The organism is Azospira oryzae, from assembly GCF_004217225.1.
In the GTDB taxonomy this organism is placed as follows: domain Bacteria; phylum Pseudomonadota; class Gammaproteobacteria; order Burkholderiales; family Rhodocyclaceae; genus Azospira; species Azospira oryzae.
In genome coordinates, this window is the sequence record NZ_SHKM01000003.1 from 395,982 (window position 1) to 419,959 (window position 23,978).

Sequence of the window (23,978 nt, forward strand, 5' to 3'; positions counted from 1 at the left end):
GGGCGGAAAACCGCGCCCCGCCGGGCTTCACTGGCAGGGGTGGTATACTTCGCACAATCATAACCGCTGCCATCCCATGAACCAAACTTCCGCCCTCAACCCGGCCGCCGTGCTCGAACTGGCCCGCCAGGTCCTGCGCATCGAGGCCGATGCCGTCGCCGCCCTGAGCGAGCGGCTGGACGACGGCTTCCTGGACGCGGTCAGCCTCATCCTCAATTGCTCCGGCCGGGTCATCGTCAGCGGCATCGGCAAGTCTGGCCACGTGGGCCGCAAGATCGCCTCCACCCTGGCCAGCACCGGCACGCCGGCCTACTTCGTGCACCCGGCGGAAGCCAGCCACGGCGACCTGGGCATGATCCTGCGCCAGGACGTGCTGATCGCCCTCTCCAACTCCGGCGAAAGCGCCGAACTGCTGGCCATCGTCCCCATCATCAAGCGCCAGGGCGCCAAGCTCATCGCCATGACGGGCAATGCCCAGTCCTCCCTGGCCAAGGAGGCCGACGCCCATCTGGATGCAGCGGTGGCCCAGGAGGCCTGCCCCCTCAACCTGGCGCCGACGGCCAGCACCACCGCGGCCCTGGCCCTGGGCGACGCCCTGGCGGTGGCCCTGCTCGACGCCCGCGGCTTCGGCCCGGAAGACTTCGCCCGCTCCCATCCCGGCGGTTCCCTGGGCCGGCGCCTGCTGACCCATGTACGGGATGTCATGCGCGCCGGCGCGGCAGTGCCCCAGGTCTCCCCCCAGGCCAGCCTGGCCGAAGCCGTGCTGGCCATTTCCAAGGGCGGCCTCGGCATGACTGCGGTGGTGGATGCCCAGCAGCGCATCCAGGGCATCTTCACCGATGGCGACCTGCGCCGCGCCTTCGAGCGGGACGTGGACCTCAAGTCGGTGCCCGTCACCGCCGTCATGACCGCCAATCCGCGCTGTATCGGGGTGGACAAGCTGGCGGTGGAAGCCGTGGAAATGATGGAGCGGCACAAGATCAACCAGCTCCTGGTGGCCGACAGCGAAGGCCGCCTGCAGGGCGCCCTCAACATGCACGACCTGTTCCAGGCCAAGGTGATCTGATGAGCGCCGCCACCAATCTCAAGCTGATGGCCTTCGATGTGGACGGCGTCCTCACCGACGGCGGCCTCTACTACACGGAAGACGGCAAGGAACTCAAGGTCTTCAACACCCTGGACGGCCACGGCCTGAAGATGTTGCAGAAGTCCGGCGTGCGCCTGGCCATCATCACCGGGCGCAAGTCCGGTTGCGTCGCCGCCCGCGCCGCCAACCTGGGCATCGACCTGCTGTTCCAGGGCGTGGAGGACAAGCGCCAGGTCATGGCCGAGCTGCTGCAGCGCGAAGGCCTGACCTTCGCCGAAGCCGGCTACATGGGCGACGACGTGGTGGACCTGCCCATCATGCGCGCCTGCGGCTTCTCCGCCGCCCCGGGCAACGCCCACGACTTCGTCAAGCGCCATGCTGGCTACGTCTGCCGCCAGCAGGGCGGCCATGGCGCCGTGCGCGAAGCCTGCGAACATCTCCTGCAGGAACGGGGCCAGCTGCAGGCCCTGCTCGACGCCTACCTGCAATGAAACGTCTGGAACGCTTCGCCAGCGCCCTCTTCCCCATCGTCCTGCTGGGCAGCCTGACTGCGGCCACCTTCTGGCTGGCCAAGGCCACCCAGCTGCCGGAGCCGGATCACAGCGGCAAGTTCCGTCACGACGTGGACTACTTCATCGACGACTTCACCATGAGCCGGATCGACAAGCAGGGCCAGCTGCGCCATGTGATGACGGCCAAGCGCCTGGACCATTATCCGGACACGGACGAATCTGACGTCACCAACCCGGTAGCCAAGTTCATCAAACCCGGACGCCCCGTGGTGACCATGAGCAGCGACTACGGGCACATCAACAGCGACGCCAGCGAAGTGCTCTTGAAGGACAACGTCCGCGTCGTCCGCGATGCGGCCAAGGACCGGGAAGCCATGGTGGCAACGGCACCGGACCTGACCATCTATCCGGATGCGGAAACCGCCAACACCAAGAGCCCGGTGCACGTGGTCCAGGGAAAATCCTGGCTCAAGGGCAGCGGCCTGCAGGTGGACAACGCCACCATGAATACCATCCTGGAATCCCGGGTCACCGGCCAATTCGCCAGCAAACATGAAAAGCGCTGACATGATCAATCGCCGCTTCGCCGCCCTCCTGGGCGCCCTCAGCCTTGCCGCCGCCATGCCGGCCCACGCCGAAAAGGCGGACCGGGAAAAACCGGTGAACCTGGAAGCCGACCGGGTCACGGTGGACGACGCCAAGAAGGTGCACGTCTTTGACGGCAACGTCACCCTGACCCAGGGCACCCTGGTCATCCGCGGCGACCGCATCGTCGTCACCCAGGACGATGCAGGCTTCCAGAAGGGCGTGGCCACCGGCAATCCGGCCAAGTTCAAGCAGAAGCGCGAAGGCCGGGACGACTACGTGGAAGGCATCGCCCTGCGCATCGAGCACAACGCCAAGACGGAAAAGACCGAGCTTTACGACAAGGCCTGGGTCAAGAGCGGCCAGGACGAGGTCAAGGGCCATTACATCCAGTACGACTCCCTCACCGAGCAGTACCTGGTCACCGCCTCCAAGATGCCCGGCGAGGCCAGCCCCGGCGTGCCGCCGGGCCGGGTGCGGGCCATCATCCAGCCGAAGAACAAGGACACCGAATCACAACAAGGAGCTACGGGGAGCCGGGAATCGCTCACCCTGAAGCCCGCCATTTCCCTACCATCGCGCAAGGAGTAAAGCCTCGTGACTTACGAGTACATCATCGCTGAAGCCAAGGGCCGCGTCGGCCTCATCACCCTCAACCGCCCCAAGGCCCTCAACGCCCTGTGCGATCCCCTGGTGGATGAACTGGGCGACGCCCTCACCGAATTCGAAGCCGACGAGAACATCGGCTGCATCGTCATCACCGGCTCCGACAAGGCCTTCGCCGCCGGCGCCGACATCAGCATGATGAAAGACTTCTCCTATATGGACGCCTACAAGGGCGACTACATCACCCGCAACTGGGAGAAGGTGAAGACCTGCCGCAAGCCCGTCATCGCCGCCGTTGCCGGCTACGCCCTGGGCGGCGGCTGCGAACTGGCCATGAGCTGCGACTTCATCATCGCCGCCGACAGCGCCCAGTTCGGCCAGCCCGAAGTGAAGCTGGGCATCCTGCCCGGCGCCGGCGGCACCCAGCGCCTGCCCCGTGCCGTGGGCAAGGCCAAGGCCATGGACCTGTGCCTGTCCGCCCGCATGATGGATGCCACCGAAGCCGAGCGCGCCGGCCTGGTCTCCCGCATCGTGCCCGCCGACAAGCTGCTGGAGGAAGCCCTCGGCGCCGCCGAGAAGATCGCCTCCTACTCCCTGCCGGTGGTGATGATGATCAAGGAGAACGTGAACCGGGCCTTCGAAAGCAGCCTCAATGAAGGCCTGCTCTTCGAGCGTCGCCAGTTCCATGCCGCCTTCGCCCTGGAAGACCAGAAGGAAGGCATGGCTGCCTTCGTCGAGAAGCGCAAGCCCGCCTTCAAGCATCGCTGATCCCACCTCCCGGGGCGCGCCGCCGCCCCGGAGCGCCCCCTCCGCGGCAGGCTCCCGCCCCGCCGCAAAGCCTCCATCCCCAGGCTCTCCCAACAACTGTTAAGCCACTGTTTTCAAAGCGAAGAAAATTTTTTGTGCGACGCACAAAAAATGCTTGACAGAAATCTGTCGCTCCCTATAATTGGCTCTACATGTTGCAGCGCAACAACCGGCCGCAGTCAGAAAAGCCAGTCCCGCCTTGCTCTGCGAGTGTTCCCACACTGACTTTCTAGGAGATGACCATGACCACTTTCGCTACCCCCGAGCAGTTCGCCGCCGCCAACAAGGCCACCGTTGATTCCCTGCTGGCCCTGGCCAACACCGCTTTCGCCAGCGCCGAGCGCATCGCCGCCCTGAACCTGCACACCGCCCGCGCCGTCATCGAAGACAGCGTCGCCAACACCAAGGCCCTGCTGGGTGCCAAGGATGCCCAGGAAGCCATCTCCCTGCAGGCCTCCATCGCCCAACCCAACGTCGAGAAGGCCGTGGCCTACTCCCGCAGCGTCTACGAAATCGCCGCCCAGACCCAGGAAGAACTGACCAAGGTCGTGGAAGCCCAGTTCAACGAGTTCAACAAGAACGTGGCCGGCCTGCTGGACAAGGTTTCCAAGACCGCCCCCGCCGGTTCCGATGTGGCCGTGGCCGCCGTCAAGTCCGCCATCGCCGCTGCCAACTCCGCCTACGACAGCATGAACAAGGCTGCCAAGCAGGTTGCCGAAATCGCTGAAGCCAACGTGGCTGCCGCCACCAACGCTACCGTGAAGGCCGTCGGCGCCACTTCCGCCGCCGCCTCCGCTGCCAAGAAAAAGACCGCCTAAGGCGAACAGCACCGAAACCCCGGCCTTGCGCCGGGGTTTTTTTTCGTTGTGGCCGGCGACATGTGATGGTCATATAGTATTTGCTATACTGGCTTCATCCGGCGCCGCTGCCGAGGCAGTGGAATTCGACCCAAGGCCGTACTAACAACAATACCGGGCCGATATTCAACCAGCAGGATTATTCCCTTATATCTCAACGCTAAGCGGAGGATTTCCCAATGACCAACCCGAATATCGAACAGCTTACCGCCGCCCAGAAAGCCAACGCTGAAGTGATGGTGGCCCTGGTGCACACCGCCTTCAACGGCGTGGAAAAAATCGCCGAGCTGAATCTGGCTGCTGCCCGTGACTTCCTCAACTCTTCCGTCAACGGCACCCAAACTTTGCTGGGCGCCAAGGACGTGCAGGAAGCCGCCAAGCTGCAGAGCACCCTGGCCCAGCCCAATCTGGAAAAGGTCACGGCCTATTACCGCAACCTGTACGAACTGATCACCGCGACCCAGAAGGAAGTGACCGACCTGATGGAACAGCACTACAACCAGCTGTCCCAGAAGGCCACCTCCGCCATCGAGAAGACCTCCGCCTCCGCTCCCGTGGGCGGCGACGTGGTGGCAGCGGCCATGAAGTCCATGCTGTCCGCCTCCACCCAGGCCTTCGACCACTTCACCAAGATGGCCAAGCAGATGGCCGACATCGCCGATGCCAACGTGGCTGTGGCTTCCAACGCCACCGCCAAGGCCGTGGGCGCTGCCAGCAAGGCGGCTGCCAAGAAGTAAGATCTGCCGCGGGCGTTCCCCGCTTGGCGAGCACAACCCCGGCCATGGCCGGGGTTTTTTATTGCCGCAAGCGAAGCTGAAACCGGGGGCCGAAATCCCCCGCAAAGCCGCGCAGCCCGCTCAGTCCGGACTCAGTCGCGCCACACCCAGGTGATGCCGCGGCGCTCCACCTCGCCTTGGATTTCCGCCATGGCCCGCTCCACCTGTTCCGGTTGTCCTTCCACTCCCAGTTCCAGGTGGCGGCGCACACCGTCCTGGGTCAGGGACGGCAGGGAAAACAGGCGCAGTTCCGGGTACTCGGCGACGATGCGCTCCATCAGGTCCAGCAGGGCGCTTTCGTAGGCCCTGTCGCCGGTGAGGAGGAAGGCCTTCTCCACCTTGGGCGCCCGGTTGAAGAGATGGGCATAGAAGGTGTCCAGCACCCACTCCACCATGGGATGGGCCATCTGGGGAAAGCCCGGCACGAAGTAATGCTCCTTCACCATGAAGCCGGGAATGCGGTTGAAGGGATTGGGAATGATGCGGCTGCTGGCAGGGAAGGTGCCCAGCAACAGGCGCTGGGGCGTGATGTCGTCGCCGAAGCGGACACGGATCTCCGCCTCCGCCTCCGGGCTCAGCACCAACTCCTCCCCCAGGGCCGCGGCGGCCGCCTGGCGGGTGTGGTCGTCCGGCGTGTTGCCGATGCCGCCGAAGGAGAACACCGCCTCGCCGCTGGCGAAGCTGCGCTTCAGGGTTTCCGTCAGGCGGGCCCGGTCGTCCCCCAGGTACTGCACCCAGGACAACTGCAGCCCCCGGGCGCCGAGCAGTTCGGCCACCTTGGCGAAGTGTTTGTCCTGGCGTTTGCCGGAGAGGATTTCGTCGCCGATGATGAGGGCGCCGAAGCGCGTGGCTTGGGCAGTCTGGGAAACGGAAGCAGTCATGGGTCCTCGCGTCGTTGAGGTCGTAAAGGGTGAAAATCAGCGCAGGAAGCGGTCGGTGGGCACGGGTTCTTCCACCACCACCGCATCGACGGTCACCACGGCCCCGCCGCGCAGCTGGCGCAGGCTTTCCAGGCCGAAGTGGATGTACAGCAGGGCGCCCAGGGCCGGGGTCAGCAGGCCCAGCACCGGGATGTGAGCCAGCAGGGCCAGGAGAATGCCCAGGCCCAGCAGGGGCGTGGCCCGGCGCTCCCGGATCAGGCGCCACTCGTCATCGGTGGCGTGCATGGCCAGGGCATCGTAGGCAAAGGTCTTGCGGTTTAGCCAGGCCATCCAGAACAGGGGCAGCACCAGGCCCAGGCCGGGCACCAGCCACAGGGGCAGGGTCAGGAGCCAGCCGGCGATGAACAGCAGGGCGGCCCAGACGCTGTTCCAGGCACCGGCGAAGAAGTTGTCCTTGCCCATGGCCGCCACCTCCGGGTAATCCCGGGCGGCCACCACCTGCAGCAGGATGGGCATGATGAACACCGCCGCCAGCACCATGGCGGTGAGGTAGGAGAGGGCCAGGATCACCAGCCAGCCGCCGGCGGCGGCCAGCAGCTTGGCCAGCCAGACGGCGCCCCAGCCGGAGAGCCAGCTCATGGGCGGCTGATCGAGGAACCAGGCGGAGAGCTGGTCCAGCACCAGGAAGGTCAGCGTCAGCCACACCGCCAGGGCGGCCACGGCGGGGGACAGCACCAGCCACCAAACGCGGCGGCGGGAGAGGGTACCGAGGCTACGGACCAGGGCGAGGATCATTTCGGGCATTCGGGCATCCTATTTTTTTGCCACAGAGGACACAGAGATCACCGAGGGGTGGCACTCCGCCTTAGCTGCCGGAGCGGTTGCAAACCGCACCTACCCTGCAAGCCAATACTGAAGCCAATCTCCTGAATGCATGACGGAAGAGTGGCGTCTCTATTACCTTCCAGGGCAGAGGCATTTTCTCTCTGCGTTCTCCGTGCCCTCTGTGGCTAATCGTCTTTCAACCGTACTGTATTCCTTCCCACAGCTTCTGCAGACGCTTCACCGACACGGGCACCGGCGTCTTCAGCTCCTGGGCGAAGAGATTGACCCGCAGTTCTTCCAGCAGCCAACGGAACTGCTCCAGTTGGGGATCGCTGACGCCCTGTTTGGCCAGCTGCAGGGCGCGGCGTTCGTACTGGGTCCACAGGGTGCTGTAGTCGGCCAGCAGCTGAACGTCCCGGGCCGGGTTGGCCTTGAGCTTGTCCAGGCGCATGGCCGCCGCCTTGAGGTAGCGGGGGAAGTGCTGCAGGCGCTCGAAGGGCGTTTCCAGCACGAAACGTTTGTGGATCAGGCGGCCGATCTGCTTCTCGATGTCCTGCACCGCGCCGGGGAAGGCCTTGAAGGCCGGCAGCTTTTTCACCAGGGCCTGCCACTCGGTCAGCACCAGACCCACCAGGCGGCAGATTTCCTGGGCCAAGAGGCCCAGGCGGTTCTTGCCTTCGGCGCAGCGGGCCTTGAAGGATTCCGCATCTTCCGGCCAGGGCTCCACCAGGCAGGCCCGCTCGAAAATGACCGACACCAACTGCTGGCGCAGGTCGTCGGAAGAGCCCAGGCTCATGAACTGCATGGCCATCTGGGTCAGGCCCGGCAGGTTCTTCTCGAAGTACTTCACCTGCTCCTTCAGCTGCAACTGGAAGAGGCGGGAGAGGCCCAGGCGGTGGGCCGCCAGGGCTTCCTCCTGGGAGTCGTACACGCGCAGGGAAACGGTCTCGCCGTCTTCCGTCAGGCCCGGGTAGCCGATCACCATCTGGCCGCCCACGGCCACTTCCATCAGCTCCGGCAGCTTGCCGAAGGTCCAGTCGGTGAGGCCGGTGAATTCGCTGGGGGTCTCGTGCAGCTCCTGGAATTCCTGGCGCGCCTCCCGGCCCCATTCGCCGCGGAGCTGGGCCAGGCTGCGGCTCATGTCGAGCTGGCGGCCATGTTCATCCACCAGCTTGAAGTTCATGGAGAAGTGGGCCGGCAGCTCGCCGGGGCGGAAGGCATCGGGCGTCACCGCCCAGCCCCGGGCATTGAGGCCCCGGGATTCGAAAATGAAGTCGATGAGGGGGGCGATGATGCCCGGCGCCATGCGCTTCTCGTCGTTGCCCACCCAGGCGATGAACTCCTCGGCGAACTCGGGCACCGGCACCAGCTTGGCGCGGATGCGCTGGGGCAGGGTCTTCACCAGCTGCACCACCTTCTCCTTCAAGAGGCCCGGCACCAGCCACTCGCAGCGGTTGGCGGGCACCTGATTGAGCTGGGCCAGGGGCAGCACCAGGGTGACGCCATCCCGGGGGCTGCCGGGCTCGAAGTGGTAGGTGAGGGCGTAGTCCACGCCGGAGAGGCGCATCTGGGGCGGGAAGGCGTCGGTGGTGACCCCGGCCGCCTCGTGGCGCATCAGGTCTTCCTTCTGCAGGAAGAGCAGTTTCTGGTTCTCCCGCTCCACCTCCTTGCGCCACTTGTCGAAGTCGGCGCCGTTGTAGATGCCCGAGGGAATCAGGTGGTCGTAGAAGGCGAAGATCAGTTCGTCGTCCACCAGCACGTCCTGGCGGCGCTGCTTGTGTTCCAGGTTCTCGATGTCGCGGATGGCCTTCTGGTTGTGCTGATAGAAGGGCCAGCGGCGCACGAAGTCCTCGCTGATCTCGCCGCCCACCAGGCCCTGGCGGATGAAGAGCAGACGCGCCTCTTCCGGGTTCATGGGGCCGAAGTTCACCCGCTTCTTCGGATTGACGACGATGCCGTGCAGGGTGGAACGCTCATAGGCCACGGCCTGCATGGCCTTCTTCTCCCAGTGGGGATCGAAGTAGCTCTTGCGGATCAGGTGGGCGCCCACCTCCTCCAGCCACTCCGGCTCGATGCGGGCGAGGCAGCGGGCGTAGAGCTTGGTGGTTTCGGTCAGTTCGGCGCAGACCACCCACTTGCCCGCCTTCTTCTGCAGGGGCGAGCCCGGGTGGATGAGGAAGCGGATGCCCCGGGCGCCGAGATAATGACTGCTGTCGTCGGACTTGCAGCCGACATTGCCCAGGAGGCCCGTCAGCAGGGCCTTGTGAATGGGCTCGTAGGTGGCGGCAATCTCGTTCTCGCGCCAGCCCAGCTCGGTGACCATGGCGTGGATCTGGTTGTACACCTCCCGCCATTCCCGCATGCGCAGATAGGAGAGGAAACGGTCCTTGCAAGCCTCGGCCAGCTTGCGCCCGGAGAGGTGCCGGGCCTGTTCCTCGAACCAGTTCCACAGCTTCAACCAGGAGAGGAATTCGGACTTCTCGTCGGCGAACTGGCGGTGCTTTTCATCCGCCGCCTGCAGCCGTTCCTGGGGCCGCTCCCTGGGGTCCTGCACCGAGAGGGCGGCGGCGATGACCAGCACTTCCTTGAGGCAGCCCCGGTCCCGGGCGGCCACGATCATGCGGGCGATGCGCGGGTCCAGGGGCAGCTTGGCCAGGCCCCGGCCCACGTCGGTGAGGCGGTTGTCCTCGTCCAGGCCGCCCAGTTCCTGCAAGAGGGAATAGCCGTCGTTGATGGCCTTGGGCGGCGGCGCCTCGATGAAGGGAAAGCTCTCCACGTCGGTGAGCTTCAAGGCCTTCATGCGCAGGATCACCCCGGCCAGGGAGGAACGCAGGATTTCCGGATCGGTGAATTCGCCCCGGGCGTTGAAGTCGGCCTCGTCGTAGAGGCGGATGCAGACCCCCGCCGCCACCCGGCCGCAACGGCCCGCCCGCTGCCGTGCCGCGGCCTGGGAGACTCGCTCCACCTGGAGCATTTCCACCTTGTTGCGGTAGGAGTAGCGCTTGACCCGGGCCAGGCCCGTATCCACCACGTAGCGGATGCCCGGCACGGTGAGGGAGGTTTCCGCCACGTTGGTGGCCAGCACCACCCGGCGGCCGCCGCCGGTCTTGAAGACCCGGTCCTGCTCCGCCGCCGAGAGGCGGGAGAACAGCGGCAGGATTTCCGGCTGGGGGCCGGGGAAGTGGTGCTTGCGCAGGGCTTCGGCCGCCTCCCGGATTTCCCGCTCGCCGGGGAGGAACACCAGCACGTCCCCCGGGCCTTCCCGGCCCAGTTCGTGGACCGCGTCCACGATGGCGTCGTAAAGATCCCGCTCCTCCTGGTCTTCCTCCAGGGGCGTCACCGGGCGGTAGCGCACTTCCACCGGGTAGAGGCGGCCGGAGACTTCGATCACCGGCGCCGGCTTGCCGTGCTGGGCGAAGTGCTGGGCGAAGCGCTCCGCATCGATGGTGGCGGAGGTGATGATGACCTTGAGGTCCTTGCGCTTGGCCAGCAGCTGCTTCAGATAGCCCAGCAGGAAGTCGATGTTGAGGCTGCGCTCGTGGGCCTCGTCGATGATGATGGTGTCGTAGGCATTGAGATAGGGGTCGGTCTGGGTCTCCGCCAGCAGGATGCCGTCGGTCATCAGCTTCAAATAGGACTGGGGCCCGCTGCGATCCTGGAAGCGGATTTTCACCCCCACCCCGGCACCGATCTGGGTCTGCAGCTCCTGGGCCACCCGGGCCGCCACGGAGCGGGCCGCCAGACGCCGGGGCTGGGTATGGCCGATCAGCCCCGCCGCCCCCCGGCCCAGTTCCAGGCAGATCTTGGGCAGCTGGGTGGTCTTGCCGGAGCCGGTCTCGCCACAGACGATGACCACCTGGTTGTTCTCGATGAGAGCCTTGATCTCCTCCCGCCGCCCGTTGACCGGCAGGTCCTCCGCATATTCCGGCTTGGGCAGGCGCCCGGCCCGCTCGGCACAGGCAGCGCGGGAGCGGGCCAGCAGGGCCTCGTAGTCGGCCTTGGCCTTCTCGGCATGGGGACCGGGCTGGCCGGCGCTGCGGGAAAGGGCGCGCAGACGGGGGCGATCCTGGGTCAGGCAGTCGGCAAAGGCAGGCGGAGCGGAACGGGGGAGGGACACAATCGGGGGGTGAAAAAATTGCAAGGCGGTATTTTGGCACAAGGACCTGTTTCCCTTGGCAGAGTCTCGCGGAATTACACACTTGCTTTGCCCGGACAAAAGTGGAATCTTGTCGGCAGCAACAAAGTTGCATGCCAATAAAAACCTGCCGGCCATGGTCGGCGGAATCACCACGGGGGAAAACATGTTCAAGACCATGAGTCTCAAGGGGCGGCTGACCGTCTCCCTGCTTGTCACGCTGATCGGCCTCATCGTTCTCGGCACCTTCCAGGCCCTGCACCTCAAACAGCAGTTGCTGGCCGACCGCAAGGCCACCCTGGAAACAGCCATCGACATTGCCATGACCGCCATCGTGGATATCCAGGCCCAGGAAGCCAAGGGAGCCATGGGCCGGGAAGAGGCCCAGACCCTGGCCAAGGCGGTGATCCGCAGCATGCGCTACCAGGGCAAGGAATACTTCTACATCTACGACAGCAAGGGCATGGGGGTGATGCACCCGGTCCGTCCCGAATATGAAGGCAAGAGCCACTGGGACCGGCAGGACAAGTCCGGCGCCTACACGGTGCGCAACCTGATCAAGGTGGCCCTGGACAAGAGCGGCTACACCGAAACCATGACCGCCAAGCCGGGCAGCGACGTGCAGGTGCCCAAGCTGCAGTACCTGCAGCATTTCCCCGCCTGGGACTGGGTGGTGGGGACCGGCCTCTACATCGACGACCTGGACACCCTCTTCTACCAGCAGCTGCGCCTGGTGGCCCTGATCATCGTGCTGGTGGTGCTGGCCGTGGGCGCCCTCTCCTGGGCCCTGGCCCGGGCCACCCTGGGCCAGATCGGCGGCGAGCCGGCCGAGGCGGTCACCGCCATCCGGGCCGTGGCCGGCGGCGATCTCACCGTTTCCCTCGGCAATGCCCGGGACGACAGCATGCTGGGCGAACTGAACCGCCTGGTGCAGGTGCTGCGCCAGATGATCGGCGAAATCGCCCAGGGCGCCGGCCAGGTGGCCAGTTCCGCCCAGGAGATCAACAGCACCGCCACCCGGGTGGCGGACTCGGCGGCAACCGAGACGGAAGCGACCCAGAACATGGCCGCCGCCATGGAGGAACTGACGGTTTCCATCACCCACGTATCCGACAACGCCCGGGACACGGAACAGCACGCCAGCAACGCGGCTGAACTGGCCGGCGTCGGCGAGAAGAGCGTGGACACCACCGCCGCCAACATTGCCACCATGGCGGACACCATGGGCAAGGCGGCGGAGCAGGTGCGGGCCCTCACCGACAACGCCCAGGAAGTGGCCCGGGTGGCCCAGGTGATCAAGGAGATCGCCGGCCAGACCAACCTGCTGGCTCTCAATGCCGCCATCGAGGCGGCCCGGGCCGGCGAACAGGGCCGGGGCTTCGCCGTGGTGGCCGACGAGGTGCGGGTGCTGGCGGAACGGACGGAAAAGGCCACGGTGGAAATCTCCTCCATCGTCAGCCGCATCCAGGACGAAACCCTGACCGCTGCCCAGGTCATGGACGCAGCCCTGCCGGAAGCGGAAAAGGCCAAGGAAGCCGCCGCCGAAACCTCGGAGCTGCTGCACCGCATCGCCGCCGGTTCCGAATCCGCCCGCTCCCTGGTGCGGGAAGTGGCCGACTCCACCCGGGAACAGAGCGAGGCCAGCACCGCCCTGGCCCAGCAGGTGGAGCGCATCGCCCACCAGGTGGAAGAAACCAGCGAGAGCATGCAGCACACCGCCGCCGCGGCCAGCGCCCTGGAAGCGACGGCCCAGGCCCTCAATCAGGCCACGGCCCGCTTCCGCATCTAGCCCGCCATTTCAGGCCGCCACCCGGGGCAGCCCGCCGCCCGGCCAGGGCAGGGGCTGCCACAGGCGCGCCTCGAACATGGCGATGAGGCGCTGCACCGCGGGCCATTCACCGCTGGCGCCGGTCAGCGCCACCCACTCCACCTCCGGCAGGGGCGGCAGCCCCTCGGTGTGACGTTGCAGGCTGTCGCCGAGCAGGCTCAGGGGCAGGGGAGAGACCGCCAGGCCGGCCCGCAACACGTGGCGGATGCCGGTGTGGCTGTGACCGGCAAAGGCCAGACGCCAGGGGATGCCGGCCTGGGTCAGGGCCGCCTGGGCGACGACGCGGAAAATGCAGCCTTCGTGAAACAGGGCCAGGGGCAAAGGCCGCTCCGCCACGGCGCTGCTGTGGGCACCGCCAGCCCAGACCATGGGCTCCCGCCACAGGGTACGGCCCGCCGCCGTCGGCCGCTCGCCGATGCGCTTGATGAGGGCCATGTCCAGTTCGCCGGCCTCGACCCGGGCCGCCAGGCGGGCCGAGAGATCACACTCCAGGGCCAGCTTGACCCGGGGATAGGCGCTGTGGAATTCCGCCACCACGCTGCCCAGGTCCCGCTCCATCACTTCCTCCGCCAGCCCCACCCGCAGGCTGCCCGCCAGGTCCGCCTCGGAAAAGCAGCCGATGGCCTCGTCGTTGAGGCGCAGGATGCGGCGGGCGTAGTCGAGCAGCAGCAACCCCTCCTCCGTCACCCCCTCCAGCCGCCCCTGGGAGCGCACCAGCAGGGGCTTGCCCACCTGCTCCTCGAGCCGCTTGATCTGCAGGCTGATGGCCGATTGGGTACGGCCCAGGCGGGTCGCCGCCAGGGAAAAGCTCGCCGCCTCCGCCGTGGCCACCAGGGCGCGCAGCAGGTCCATGTCGAGATGCCGGGCCATCATTTCTCCTGGAAATATTAATTCGATATTTATTAATTTATCAAATATCCCACACCCCGGTAGGGTTGGGCCCGTCGTCTTCACCACGCCCCAGGAGCCCGCCATGAACGCCATCGCCCCGCCGCTGCCCGCCAGCATTGCCGCCGCCCCCTCCCGTACCCGGATCCTGATCGCCGGCATCGCCTTCAGCGTCATCTGGAGTTCGGCCTTCGTCGCCGGCCGCATCGGCCTCGACCACGCCGCCCCCCTGACCCTGCTGGCGATCCGCTTCCTGGCCGCCGGCCTCCTCTTCGCCTTCCTGGCCCGGAGCAGCGGCCGCAGCCTGCGCCTGCCGACCATGGCCGGCCGCGCCCTGCTGGCCGGACTGCTGTGCAATGCGGCCTATCTGGGCCTGGCCTACTGGGGCCTGCAGGGTGTGCCCACCGCCCTCACCGCCGTCCTGGTCAGCGCCTGCCCCCTGCTCACCCTGCTGCTGGCCGCCGCCCTGGAAAGAGAACGGCTGACGCCCCTGCGGCTGGCCGGCATCCTCCTGGGCATGGGCGGCGTGCTGTGGATCACCCGCCACCGGCTGACGGTGGAACAGCTGGAGCCCCTGCATCTGGCGGCCATCGGCGCCGGCACGCTGGCCCTGGCCCTGGGCACGGTGCTGAGCAAGAAGGTGGCGGCGGGGCAGGACCTGATCGCGGCCGTCACCCTGCAGTTCATGGCCAGCGGCCTGGTGCTGCTGCCCCTGGCCTGGGGCCTGGAAGGTTTCCGCCTGGAGGCCCACCCGGCCCTGTGGGGCAGTCTGGCCTACAGCGTCGCCGTCTCCCTGGCCAGCACCCTGCTCATGCTGTGGCTGCTGCGCCACGGCCAGGCCAGTTCGGCCAGCAGCTTCCACTTCCTCAATCCCTTCTTCGGCACCCTGTTCGCCGTCACCCTGCTGGGAGAAACCATGTACGCCGACGACCTGCTGGGGGTGCTGCCCATTGCACTGGGCATTGCCCTGGTGGCGTGGAAGCGCTGACATCGGCTCGGAAGGACCCGGCCCTCCGCCCCCGACTTGCCATATCGGGAGCCGGGCATTAAATTCCACCAACATACCCACAAGGGATAAAAAAGCCTCTCCGGCACCCTCATCCCTTCGCTCTCATGGAACACTGGACCTATGACCCCCATCGATTTCAAGGAACTCACCCCCCTCTGCCAAGCCGGGATTGTCTGGGGCTTTTTCTGGCGCTGCATCGCCACCGCCCTGGGCTCCGCCCTGTGCGGCGCACTCCTCGGTGGTATCGTCGGCTTCGTCCTTGGCATTAGCGGCATCGCTCGCTCCGCCATTCCAATGATAGGCGGCCTGCTGGGCCTGCTGACGGGCCTGTTCTTTTTCTACCTTTATGTCCGCTGGTTGCTGGTCAGCCGCCTGGGAGCCTTCCGCTTGGTGCTGGTCCTCGCCGACTAGCCCTGCCCCTTCTGCGACCAGGGGCCCGTTCCTGCGATAACGCCGCTCCCATGAGCCGACTTCCTCCCTTGTCTCGCCAACACCATCTCCAACGCCTGCGCGGACACCTGGAGCGGGACAGCTTTCCCCGCCTGCAGATGATGCTGCTGGTACTGCTCACCGCCGGTTCTGGGCTGCTGGCATCCTTTGCATTGCTCCACGCCGGCCTGACCCACATGGGTTGGCGCTACGGAGCGGCCTTTCTCCTCGCCTACGGGGTGTTCCTCGGTCTGCTCTGGCTGTGGCTGCGCACCCGGGCGGAGGACTACGCCGACATTCCGGACCTGATGGACCTGGGCAACCTGGTGCCGTCGGGACCATCGGCCGACAGCTGTTCGCCCACGGCTGAAGATCTGGGGGGAAATTTCGGGGGCGGTGGCGCCAGCAGTCATTTCGATGCCCCGCCAGTAGCCGGAGTCCCGAGCGAACCGGCAGTAGCCGCCGAAACCCTACCGGACGGCAGCGAAGCCATCGGCCAAGCCTTGGGCGCTGCAGCGGAGGGGGAGGAGCTGGCCATTCCCCTGATTGTCCTGGTGCTGGCTGCGGCCTTGTTACTGTCGTCCGCCTTCATTGTGTATTCGGCGCCGAGCCTGTTTGCTGAACTACTGCTGGATGGCACTCTGGCAGCCACCCTGTACCGGCGCCTGCACCGGCTGGAAAGGCGTCACTGGCTACAAACCGCCCTGCACCAGACCTTCTTGCCCTTCCTCCTGACCGGCCTGCTGGTGACCGGTTGCGGCGCTACCCTGCATCACTTTTCCCCAGGAGCCCACACCCTGGGCGAAGCCTGGCAACAGGCAAGAATGTCCCTGAACGCCGCCACCGGCCCGACCGACAAGGTGCGCTAAGCGGCTCCTCAGGGCCAGACCCGGTGCACGCCGACGCTCCACAGGCCGAGGAAGGTCATGGCCAGGGAGCCGAGCAGGTGCAGGGCGATGGCACCGAAGGCCCAGGCGTATTGCTGGGCCAGCAGGCGCTCCATGACTTCGCCGGAGAAGCTGGAGAAGGTGGTGAGGCCGCCGAGGAAACCGGTGATGAGGAACAGCTTGAGCAGCGGGGACAGGTGGGCGTAGCTGTGGAACACGCCCAGGGCCACGCCGATGAGGTAGCCGCCGAGCAGGTTGGCCGCCAGGGTGCCCAGGGGAATGGCCAGGAACAGGGGATTGAGCAGCAGTCCCAGGCCCCAGCGGGCCCAGGCGCCGAGGGCGGCACCGACGCCGATGGCAAGAAAGGCATTCCAGTTCACGGCCGGACCTCGCACCCCAAGGGATAAAGGGTGAATTTTAGCGGCTTTTAACCCGGGTCTTTTCGGTTTTGCCCCTGGCCCCGGTTAAAATGGCGGACAAAGACCTTCAAGGACCCCGCTGTGAGCAACCCCAACAAGAACGCCGCGCCGATCGCCCCCGCCGCCAATTTCATCCGCAACATCGTCGAGGCCGACCTGGCCGCCGGCAAGCACGCCCAGCGCCGCTGGGCCGGCCAGCCCGGCCTGGCCAGCGACCACGCCGCCGGCGCCCTGGACCCGGCCAAGATCCGCACCCGCTTCCCGCCGGAGCCCAACGGCTACCTGCATTTCGGCCACGCCAAGTCCATCTGCCTCAATTTCGGTCTGGCCCGGGACTACGGCGGCCGCTGCCACCTGCGCTTCGACGATACCAATCCGGAGAAGGAAGACCAGGAATACGTGGATTCCATCGTGGACGCGGTGAAGTGGCTGGGCTTCAACTGGGAGGATGCCCAGGAGAACAACCTCTACTACGCCTCCAACTATTTCCCCTGGATGATCCAGGCCGCCGAGTACCTGATCGCCACCGGCAACGCCTACGTGGACAGCCAGAGCACCGAGGAAATGCGGGCCAACCGGGGCACCCTGACCGAGGCAGGCAAGGACAGCCCCTTCCGCAACCGCAGCGTGGCCGAGAACCAGGACCTGTTCAAGCGCATGCAGGCCGGCGAATTTGCGGACGGCGCCCACATCCTGCGGGCCAAGATCGACATGGCCGCCCCCAACATCAACCTGCGGGACCCGGCCATCTACCGCATCCGCCATGCGACGCACCACAACACGGGCGACAAGTACTGCGTGTACCCCATGTACACCTTCGCCCACCCCATCGAGGATGCCCTGGAGAACATCACCCACTCCATCTGCACCCTGGAATTCGAGGACCAGCGCCCCTTCTACGACTGGCTCCTGGAGCGCCTGGCCGAGGGCGGCCTGCTGCAGCGCCCCCTGCCCCACCAGTACGAGTTCTCCCGTCTCAACCTGACCTACGTCGTGCTCTCCAAGCGCAAGCTGATCCAGCTGGTGGAAGAGAAGCACGTGGACGGCTGGGACGACCCGCGCATGCCCACCCTGGTGGGCGCCCGCCGCCGCGGCTACACCGCCGAAGGCTTCCGCCTGCTGATGGAGCGGGTCGGCGTCTCCAAGCACGACTCCCTCATCGACTACAGCCTGCTCGAAGACTGCATGCGGGAAACCATGAACGAGCTGGACGAGCGCCGCATCGCCGTGCTCGACCCGCTCAAGCTCGTCATCACCAACTACCCGGAAGGCCAGAGCGAGGAATGCTTCGCCCCCAACCACCCGCTCAAGCCCGAACTGGGCAAGCGCATGGTGCCCTTCTCCCGGGAGCTGTGGATCGAGCGGGAGGACTTCATGGAAGAGCCCTCCAAGGGCTACCACCGGCTCTACCCGGGCAATATGGCCCGCCTGCGCTACGGCTTCGTGGTCAAGTGCACCGGCTGCGAGAAGGATGCCGCCGGCAATGTCACCGCCGTGCTGTGCGAGTACATGGAAGACTCCAAGTCCGGCACCCCCGGCGCCGACAACTACAAGGTCAAGGGCAACCTGCACTGGGTCTCCGTGGCCCACGCCTACACCGCCGAAGTGCGCCTCTACGACCGCCTGTTCCAGGCCGCCGCCCCGGGTGCCGGCGACCGGGATTTCCTCGATGACCTCAATCCTGCATCCAAGGTGGCCATCACGGTACAACTGGAACCGGCCCTGAAGGATGCCCTGCCGGAACAGCGCTTCCAGTTCGAGCGCCACGGCTATTTCGTCGCCGACCGGGTGGATTCCCAACCCGGCGCCCCGGTCTTCAACCGGGCCGTCACCCTCAAGGACTCCTGGGGCAAGGCGGGCTGAGGCTCCGGGCGCAAAACCAGGAACAAGGAGCGGACCATGGCAGGCGGCGGCTGGGGTTGCCCCCACGAATCCAACGATCGCTGCGGCAAGGTGAATGACCTGCCCTGCGATCCGGGCATGAAGGGCTGCGTCCTCGCCGGCCGCTACCGGTTCGCCAACGACGACAAGAACGAGCGCCTGCGCCAGAAGGCCGAGCAGCGGCGGGAAGTGACACCACCCGCCGCGGATGCGTCCCCGGACGAGCAACAGTAAGCCAGGAAAGGCGCCATGCCCCCACTTCCCGCACCCGTGCCGCCGCCCCAGGCGGGCCGCGCCGGCTGGAGCCTGCGCAGCAAGACCGTGGGCCTGCTGCTGGCGGCCACCGCCGTCATCCTGCTGGCGGCCCTGCTCATCGGCATCCGGGTGGCGGAAGACATCCGCGAAAACCTGGGCACCGCCCTGGCCCGCAACCACGCCCAGCTGACCAAGCAGCGCATTCTCTCCGCCGTCGGGAGGGAAATGGCCCTGGCCCAGCGCTTCGCCGAATCCACCGTGCTCCGGGAATGGATGACCGGCGAGCAGGACGCAGCCAAGACCGAGCGTTTCTTCCGCGAAGGCGAAGGTTTCCGCCGCGCCTTCGCCGACCAGGCCTATTTCGCCGCCCTGGCCAGCAGCCGCCATTTCTACTTCGCCGATCCGCAGGCCGCTCCCCGGGCCGCCATGCGTTACACGGCCGACCCGGCCAACCCGGACGACGCCTGGTTCTTCGCCACCCTGAAGAGCAGCCAGGGCTACAGCCTCAATGTGGATTACGACAAGAAGCTGCAGGTCACCAACGTCTGGATCAACATCGTGGTACGGGACGAAGGGGAGCGCCCCATCGGCATCGCCGGCACCGGCCTCAACCTCAGCCGCTTCCTCAGCAACGTCCTGGCCAACCGGGAAACCGGCGTGGTCACCATGGTGCTGGACCAGAACGGCGCCATCATCGCCCACCCGGACCCGCGCCAGATCGCCTACGCCACCGCCGGCAACCAGAACATCGAAAAGACCATCTACCGCCTGCTGGAGCGACCGGCGGACAAGGAGGCCCTGCGCCGCACCCTGGTGGCGGCCGCCTCCGACGAAGGGGAAGGCACGCCGACTCTGCGCCTGAAGCTGGAAGGCGCCCCCAGCCTGGCTGCCGCCACCTACATTCCCTCCCTGCGCTGGACCGTGCTGACGGCGGTGGACCTCAACACCAGCCGGGTTTTCGACGCGCCCCTGATCACCGCCCTGGCCCTGGGTTCGCTCCTGCTGCTGGCCCTCCTGGTGGGCTTGTATACCGCCGGCCTCAACCGCCTGGTGCTGGCCCCCCTGGCCGCCCTCACCGCCGCCGTGCAGCGCATCGGCGCCGGCCATTACGGGGAACGCCTGCGCTCGAACCGGGGCGACGAGATCGGCGCACTGACCCGGGCCTTCGACACCATGGCCCAGCAGGTGCGGGCCCACTCGGAGAACCTGGAGCGGCTGGTGGACGAACGCACCCGGGAACTGGCCGAAGCTCATCGCAAGGTCACCGACAGCATCCGCTACGCCAGCCTGATCCAGCACGCCATCCTGCCGGACAGGGCCCTCAAGGCCGATCTGCAGGGCCAGTACTTCGTCCTGTGGCGCCCCCGGGACGTGGTGGGCGGCGACTTCTACCTGTACCGCAGCGCCACCGGGCAGTGCCTGTTCGGCGTGGTGGACTGCGCCGGCCACGGCGTTCCCGGCGCCTGCATGACCATGATCGCCCACGCCGCCCTGGAAGTGGCCCTGGGCGACACACCCTGGCAGGACCCGGCGGCCCTGCTGCAGCGTACCGACCAGGTGGCCCGGGGCATGCTGCCCGGGGACGACCGCAGCCGCCAGATCGCCACCAGCATGGACATGGGCCTGTGCCACGTGGACCTGGAGCGGCGCCTGGTGACCTTCGCCGGCGCCCGCCTGGGCCTGTTCTGGAGCGACGGCGACAACTGCGAGGAAATCCCGGGCCACCGCCGCGGCGTCAATGACCGCCGCAGCGGCAGCTACGACAACGCCCAGGTGCCCCTGGCGGCTGGCCGCACCTTCTACCTGGTCAGTGACGGCCTGCTGGACCAGGCCGGCGGCGACCAGGGCTACGGCTTCGGCGCCCGCCGCCTGGCAGCCTGGATCCGGACCCATGCCCACCTGCCCCTGGCCGAGCAGAAGAGCGCCCTGCTGGAGGAAATCCAGGCCTACCAGGGCCCCCTGGCCCAGCGGGACGACATCACCCTCCTGGCTTTCCGTTTCGACGATCAGCGGTAAGATAGGCCACCCAAGGAGATTCCATGACCCAGACGGCACCTTCCCTCGACATTTTCGCCCTGCGGGAAACCTTCAACCGCGAGCGCATCATGCTCTGCTTCAACGGCCCCATCACCGCCACCCTCATCGAGGAAATCGGCACGGCCCTGCGCAAGCACATGGAAGGCCTGCAGGAATCCCCCTCCGCCGTTTCCGACGTCTTCTCGGTGTATATCGAGATGACCCAGAACATCCGCCGCTACACCCAGTCGCGCCCCGCCCTGGCCATGGAGACGGCCAGCGTCTTCGTCTCCCGGGACGAGGACGGCCGCTACGTGGTGAGCGCCGGCAACGTGCTCGAGGCGGCCGACGGCGAAGCCCTGTTGCAGCGGGTCGAACCCCTGGCCCGGCTCGACAAGGATGGTCTCAAGGCCGCCTTCAAGACCCAGCTGCGCCAGCCCCGGGAAGCCCTGGACGGCAGCGCCGGCCTGGGCCTGATCGACATGGCCCGCAAGGCCTCGGCCCCCCTGCAATGCAGCCTGCGCCCCCTGGACGGCGGGCGCGCCTTCTTCAGCCTGCGGGTCGTGCTCTAGGAAAAAAACAACATGGACAATCTCGACATCCCCCAGACCAACGCCAGCCCGGCCATCCGGGCCGATTGGGAAGCCGGCCTGATCGCCATGCAGGGCGACTCCTATCCGGAAAACTCCTTCGAACTGTTCCAGCCCCTGATCGACTGGGTCGAGGCCTACCTGGCCCAGCCCGAGCGCCCCCTGCGCCTGGAATTGGAACTGCTGTACCTCAACACCAGCAGCATCCGCGCCCTCATGGACATCCTGGACCTGCTCGAAGAAGCCCACCGCAAGGGCCGCCAGGTCAGCGTGCGCTGGTCCTACGACGGCGCCAACGAACGGGTGGGCGAACTGGCCGCCGAGTTCAAGGAAGACTGCACCTTCCCCTTCGACATCGCGGCCAAGGTCTGACATGTCCGAGATCCCGGACCTGGAAGCCCGCATCGAAGCCCTGCTGCGCGACAACGCCGCCGATCCGGCCGTGCTGGCGCTGCTGCAGGAGCTGTACGACCGCTACCGCACTCAGGAACGGCTGCTGGACCGGCTGACCCACATCTCCGACCGCTTCCAGCGGGCCGAGCGGGACCGGGGCCAGTCCTACGCCGAGAACTACCAGCGCAAGGTGCGCCAGATCGAAAAGATCGTGCGCATCAGCGATCAGTACCAGTCCATGCTGCGGGACCTGAACGACCGTCTGCACACCATCTCCACCCAGGACGAACTCACCGGCCTGCCCAACCGCCGCTTCATGCAGGCCCGGCTGACCCAGGAAATCGCCCAGGCCGAGCGCAACGGCAGCGACTTCTGTATCGCCCTGGCCGACATCGACCGTTTCAAGGCCATCAACGACAGCTGCGGCCACGCCGCCGGCGACACCGCCCTGGCCCAGGTGGCCGAGGCCCTGGCCGGCAACCTGCGGGAATACGACGTCTGCGCCCGCTGGGGCGGCGAGGAATTCCTCATGCTCTTTCCCGGCTGCGGCGGCGAGGCCGCCCTGGTGCTGGGCGAGCGCATCCGCAATGCCATCGAGGCCGACGCCAGCCGCCGGCCGGACCTGCCCCCCATCACCGTCAGCATGGGCCTGACCCAGTTCCGCCCCGGCGAGAACCTGGACGCCACCCTGAAACGGGCCGACGACGCCCTCTACGCCGCCAAGGCAGCCGGACGCAACCGGGCCGTCCTGGCCTGAGCCAGCGCCGGCAGCATATCGGCCGGCCCCATTCCGGCGCCACCGGCTTTTGGTGCTATGCCAAAAGCCATGAAAGCAGACCTTCCGCATATCCCGAAAGCCTTAACTGGCGCGGTTCTCCGGCTTACAGACGGCTCCCGGCCGACTATCATGCAGGCATTCCGATTCGCCCCGTCGAGCCGCCATGTCCGTCATCCGCTCCCAGCGCCCGCTCCAGCCGCCGGCCAGGCTCTTCCGGCGGGAGGAATACCTCTTTGCCGCCCTGGCCCTGCCCGCCTCCGTCGCCTGGTTCTTCGCCACCTACTGGAGCGACGGCTGGATATGGGCCGCCCTGCCGCCTGCCGCACTATTGCTCCACTGCCTGCGCCAGGCCCTGACCTCCCACCTGGAGGGCAACGGCGTCCGCATCACCACCCGCCAGTACCCGGACCTGCACGTGCGCCTCGAGCGCTGCTGCCGCAAGCTGGGCCTGGCCCGGGTGCCCCGGACCTACCTGATCCACGGCTGGAGCCGGCTGCACAGCCTCGCCTGGCGCCTGCTGCGGCACCGCCTGGTGATGTTGCGGGCCGAACTGGTGGACGCCCTGGACAGCGATGTGGACGCGGTGGACTTCTACCTGGGGCGGGAACTGAGCCACCTGGCCCGGCCCCATGCCGGCTACGGCTGGTGGATCCTGCCCGCCCTGCCCCTGCCCCTGCTCGGCAGCGCCTACCGGCGGGCCAAGGAATACACGGCGGACCGCTGCGGCACCCTGTGCTGCCGCAGCCTGCACTCGTCCATCCGGGCCCTGGCCCTGCTGGCGGCGGGCCCCCGCCGCTGGCAGAACCTGGATGCCCACGCCTTCGTGGACCAGGCCGCCCATAGCGGCGGCTTCTGGATGTCCCTGCAGGAACTGACCGCCACCGCTCCCTGGCTGTGCAAACGCATGGCCCGCCTGCCGTCCCCGCCCATGGCGGTGCCGCGCCGCCACCTGCTGGCCTGGCCCGTGGCGGCGGTGCTGCCGGCAGTGGGGGGCGGCGGCTTCCTCGCCAACCTGGCCACCCTCGGCGTGCTCGGGCTGAGCCTCATGCTGGTGGCCCTGCCGGCCTACGAGGACTACCGCCACAGCACGGTGTACCACCCCCTCTTCTCCTATGCCCACAACCTGGCCCAGGCTGCCAAGATCCGCTACGAGGCGGAGCACACCCTGACCGCCACCCCTGCCGAGCTGGGCTTCGGCCGCCTGCCCCTGGGCATCGCCCGGGTGCACATGGACGAGGAAAACGGCCGCATCACCCTGGGTCTGACGGAAGGCAGCAACATCGTCTATTACCCCTACCTGGACACGGCCGCCCGCATCGTCTGGCGCTGCACCACCACCCTGCCGCGCCAGCACATCCCCTGGGACAGCCGCTGCAACAGCAGCAGCGAGGATGGTTCCACCCCCATCGCCTGGCTGCGGCAACTGGCCCGGCTGTAGGCCCTTCGGCGCCGGCCGCCGCGGCCTTTTCCTTTGGGCGAGGTGCCGCCGGCGGTACAATGGCGGCCTTCACCGCCCTGGGCGGCCGCCCGCACC

At 67.0% G+C, this 23,978-nt stretch carries 23 protein-coding genes; 18 read left to right on the top strand and 5 right to left on the bottom strand.

What is annotated here, in order from left to right:
- The first annotated feature begins 76 nt into the window (after positions 1-76).
- The 7 genes from EV678_RS15600 (at position 77) to EV678_RS15630 (ending at position 5,191) form a co-directional block, all read left to right on the top strand.
- Positions 77-1,066: a KpsF/GutQ family sugar-phosphate isomerase gene (locus tag EV678_RS15600; protein ID WP_014236478.1), complete on the top strand. Its 990-nt coding sequence runs from the start codon at positions 77-79 to the stop codon at positions 1,064-1,066.
- Positions 1,066-1,578 (top strand): KdsC family phosphatase, encoded by a 513-nt coding sequence (locus EV678_RS15605; RefSeq protein ID WP_130460157.1) that lies wholly within the window; start codon positions 1,066-1,068, stop codon positions 1,576-1,578. Before EV678_RS15600 ends, EV678_RS15605 begins: the two co-directional genes overlap by 1 nt.
- Complete coding sequence (lptC, locus tag EV678_RS15610) at positions 1,575-2,165, top strand: LPS export ABC transporter periplasmic protein LptC (RefSeq protein ID WP_130460158.1); 591 nt, start codon at positions 1,575-1,577, stop codon at positions 2,163-2,165. Before EV678_RS15605 ends, lptC begins: the two co-directional genes overlap by 4 nt.
- A complete protein-coding gene (lptA, locus tag EV678_RS15615) occupies positions 2,152-2,775 on the top strand; it encodes a lipopolysaccharide transport periplasmic protein LptA (RefSeq protein ID WP_412784078.1) in 624 nt (207 codons plus the stop codon). The genes lptC and lptA overlap by 14 nt, the downstream gene beginning before the upstream one ends.
- A gap of 6 nt (positions 2,776-2,781) precedes the next feature.
- A complete protein-coding gene (locus EV678_RS15620) occupies positions 2,782-3,558 on the top strand; it encodes an enoyl-CoA hydratase (protein WP_014236474.1) in 777 nt (258 codons plus the stop codon).
- Between the two features lie 281 nt (positions 3,559-3,839).
- Positions 3,840-4,415 (top strand): phasin family protein, encoded by a 576-nt coding sequence (locus EV678_RS15625; RefSeq protein ID WP_014236473.1) that lies wholly within the window; start codon positions 3,840-3,842, stop codon positions 4,413-4,415.
- A gap of 218 nt (positions 4,416-4,633) precedes the next feature.
- Positions 4,634-5,191: a phasin family protein gene (locus EV678_RS15630; protein ID WP_014236472.1), complete on the top strand. Its 558-nt coding sequence runs from the start codon at positions 4,634-4,636 to the stop codon at positions 5,189-5,191.
- Between the two features lie 131 nt (positions 5,192-5,322).
- Here the strand turns inward: EV678_RS15630 and EV678_RS15635 are convergent, their stop codons facing one another.
- The 3 genes from EV678_RS15635 to hrpA all read right to left on the bottom strand — a co-directional run bounded on the left by EV678_RS15635 (position 5,323) and on the right by hrpA (position 11,053).
- Entirely contained in the window at positions 5,323-6,111 is a 789-nt protein-coding gene (locus EV678_RS15635; protein WP_014236471.1) for a competence/damage-inducible protein A, read from the bottom strand.
- Positions 6,112-6,147: 36 nt separating this feature from the next.
- Positions 6,148-6,915 carry an EI24 domain-containing protein gene (locus tag EV678_RS15640; RefSeq protein ID WP_130460159.1) on the bottom strand — a complete coding sequence of 256 codons (768 nt, stop codon included), beginning with the start codon at positions 6,913-6,915 and terminating at the stop codon, positions 6,148-6,150.
- 217 nt (positions 6,916-7,132) lie between these two features.
- A complete protein-coding gene (gene hrpA, locus EV678_RS15645; protein WP_235832483.1) occupies positions 7,133-11,053 on the bottom strand; it encodes an ATP-dependent RNA helicase HrpA in 3,921 nt (1,306 codons plus the stop codon).
- A 127-nt stretch (positions 11,054-11,180) separates the two neighbouring features.
- On the opposite strand from hrpA, the gene EV678_RS15650 reads away from it, so the two are divergent.
- Positions 11,181-12,860 carry a methyl-accepting chemotaxis protein gene (locus tag EV678_RS15650; RefSeq protein WP_130460161.1) on the top strand — a complete coding sequence of 560 codons (1,680 nt, stop codon included), beginning with the start codon at positions 11,181-11,183 and terminating at the stop codon, positions 12,858-12,860.
- Between the two features lie 9 nt (positions 12,861-12,869).
- On the opposite strand, the gene EV678_RS15655 is transcribed toward EV678_RS15650, so the two are convergent.
- Positions 12,870-13,769, bottom strand: coding sequence for a LysR substrate-binding domain-containing protein (locus EV678_RS15655; RefSeq protein ID WP_165397543.1), 900 nt, complete (start codon positions 13,767-13,769; stop codon positions 12,870-12,872).
- A gap of 103 nt (positions 13,770-13,872) precedes the next feature.
- Between EV678_RS15655 and EV678_RS15660 the strand changes: the two genes are divergently transcribed.
- The 3 genes from EV678_RS15660 to EV678_RS15670 all read left to right on the top strand — a co-directional run bounded on the left by EV678_RS15660 (position 13,873) and on the right by EV678_RS15670 (position 16,094).
- Positions 13,873-14,775 carry a DMT family transporter gene (locus EV678_RS15660; RefSeq protein WP_165397544.1) on the top strand — a complete coding sequence of 301 codons (903 nt, stop codon included), beginning with the start codon at positions 13,873-13,875 and terminating at the stop codon, positions 14,773-14,775.
- A 141-nt stretch (positions 14,776-14,916) separates the two neighbouring features.
- Positions 14,917-15,207 (top strand): hypothetical protein, encoded by a 291-nt coding sequence (locus EV678_RS15665; protein ID WP_130460164.1) that lies wholly within the window; start codon positions 14,917-14,919, stop codon positions 15,205-15,207.
- A gap of 68 nt (positions 15,208-15,275) precedes the next feature.
- The gene (locus tag EV678_RS15670; RefSeq protein WP_130460165.1) at positions 15,276-16,094 is read left to right on the top strand and encodes a hypothetical protein; all 819 of its coding nucleotides are present in this window, start codon (positions 15,276-15,278) and stop codon (positions 16,092-16,094) included.
- Between the two features lie 8 nt (positions 16,095-16,102).
- Here the strand turns inward: EV678_RS15670 and crcB are convergent, their stop codons facing one another.
- Positions 16,103-16,492 carry a fluoride efflux transporter CrcB gene (crcB, locus tag EV678_RS15675; protein ID WP_014236463.1) on the bottom strand — a complete coding sequence of 130 codons (390 nt, stop codon included), beginning with the start codon at positions 16,490-16,492 and terminating at the stop codon, positions 16,103-16,105.
- 120 nt (positions 16,493-16,612) lie between these two features.
- Between crcB and EV678_RS15680 the strand changes: the two genes are divergently transcribed.
- The 7 genes from EV678_RS15680 to EV678_RS15710 all read left to right on the top strand — a co-directional run bounded on the left by EV678_RS15680 (position 16,613) and on the right by EV678_RS15710 (position 23,882).
- Positions 16,613-18,394, top strand: coding sequence for a glutamine--tRNA ligase/YqeY domain fusion protein (locus EV678_RS15680; protein ID WP_130460166.1), 1,782 nt, complete (start codon positions 16,613-16,615; stop codon positions 18,392-18,394).
- Between the two features lie 36 nt (positions 18,395-18,430).
- Positions 18,431-18,646, top strand: coding sequence for a hypothetical protein (locus EV678_RS15685; RefSeq protein WP_014236461.1), 216 nt, complete (start codon positions 18,431-18,433; stop codon positions 18,644-18,646).
- Between the two features lie 15 nt (positions 18,647-18,661).
- Complete coding sequence (siaA, locus tag EV678_RS15690; RefSeq protein WP_130460167.1) at positions 18,662-20,683, top strand: biofilm regulation protein phosphatase SiaA; 2,022 nt, start codon at positions 18,662-18,664, stop codon at positions 20,681-20,683.
- Positions 20,684-20,706: 23 nt separating this feature from the next.
- On the top strand, positions 20,707-21,255 hold the full coding sequence (gene siaB, locus EV678_RS15695) for a biofilm regulation protein kinase SiaB (protein ID WP_014236459.1): 549 nt from the start codon (positions 20,707-20,709) through the stop codon (positions 21,253-21,255).
- 12 nt (positions 21,256-21,267) lie between these two features.
- Positions 21,268-21,645, top strand: coding sequence for a biofilm regulation phosphoprotein SiaC (gene siaC / locus EV678_RS15700; protein ID WP_014236458.1), 378 nt, complete (start codon positions 21,268-21,270; stop codon positions 21,643-21,645).
- Position 21,646: 1 nt separating this feature from the next.
- The gene (siaD, locus tag EV678_RS15705) at positions 21,647-22,423 is read left to right on the top strand and encodes a biofilm regulation diguanylate cyclase SiaD (protein WP_014236457.1); all 777 of its coding nucleotides are present in this window, start codon (positions 21,647-21,649) and stop codon (positions 22,421-22,423) included.
- Positions 22,424-22,607: 184 nt separating this feature from the next.
- The gene (locus EV678_RS15710; protein WP_130460168.1) at positions 22,608-23,882 is read left to right on the top strand and encodes a M48 family metallopeptidase; all 1,275 of its coding nucleotides are present in this window, start codon (positions 22,608-22,610) and stop codon (positions 23,880-23,882) included.
- The last annotated feature ends 96 nt before the right edge of the window (positions 23,883-23,978 follow it).

Coding starts and splice junctions, on each gene's coding strand:
- siaB (WP_014236459.1), top strand. CDS start 20,707: ATGACCCAGACGGCACCTTCCCTCGACATTTTCGCCCTGCGGGAAACC.
- EV678_RS15605 (WP_130460157.1), top strand. CDS start 1,066: ATGAGCGCCGCCACCAATCTCAAGCTGATGGCCTTCGATGTGGACGGC.
- EV678_RS15640 (WP_130460159.1), bottom strand. CDS start 6,915: ATGCCCGAAATGATCCTCGCCCTGGTCCGTAGCCTCGGTACCCTCTCC.
- lptA (WP_412784078.1), top strand. CDS start 2,152: ATGAAAAGCGCTGACATGATCAATCGCCGCTTCGCCGCCCTCCTGGGC.
- EV678_RS15655 (WP_165397543.1), bottom strand. CDS start 13,769: ATGGCCCGGCATCTCGACATGGACCTGCTGCGCGCCCTGGTGGCCACG.
- siaA (WP_130460167.1), top strand. CDS start 18,662: ATGCCCCCACTTCCCGCACCCGTGCCGCCGCCCCAGGCGGGCCGCGCC.
- EV678_RS15665 (WP_130460164.1), top strand. CDS start 14,917: ATGACCCCCATCGATTTCAAGGAACTCACCCCCCTCTGCCAAGCCGGG.
- EV678_RS15685 (WP_014236461.1), top strand. CDS start 18,431: ATGGCAGGCGGCGGCTGGGGTTGCCCCCACGAATCCAACGATCGCTGC.
- lptC (WP_130460158.1), top strand. CDS start 1,575: ATGAAACGTCTGGAACGCTTCGCCAGCGCCCTCTTCCCCATCGTCCTG.
- EV678_RS15630 (WP_014236472.1), top strand. CDS start 4,634: ATGACCAACCCGAATATCGAACAGCTTACCGCCGCCCAGAAAGCCAAC.
- siaD (WP_014236457.1), top strand. CDS start 21,647: ATGTCCGAGATCCCGGACCTGGAAGCCCGCATCGAAGCCCTGCTGCGC.
- EV678_RS15625 (WP_014236473.1), top strand. CDS start 3,840: ATGACCACTTTCGCTACCCCCGAGCAGTTCGCCGCCGCCAACAAGGCC.
- EV678_RS15600 (WP_014236478.1), top strand. CDS start 77: ATGAACCAAACTTCCGCCCTCAACCCGGCCGCCGTGCTCGAACTGGCC.
- EV678_RS15710 (WP_130460168.1), top strand. CDS start 22,608: ATGTCCGTCATCCGCTCCCAGCGCCCGCTCCAGCCGCCGGCCAGGCTC.
- EV678_RS15660 (WP_165397544.1), top strand. CDS start 13,873: ATGAACGCCATCGCCCCGCCGCTGCCCGCCAGCATTGCCGCCGCCCCC.
- siaC (WP_014236458.1), top strand. CDS start 21,268: ATGGACAATCTCGACATCCCCCAGACCAACGCCAGCCCGGCCATCCGG.
- EV678_RS15635 (WP_014236471.1), bottom strand. CDS start 6,111: ATGACTGCTTCCGTTTCCCAGACTGCCCAAGCCACGCGCTTCGGCGCC.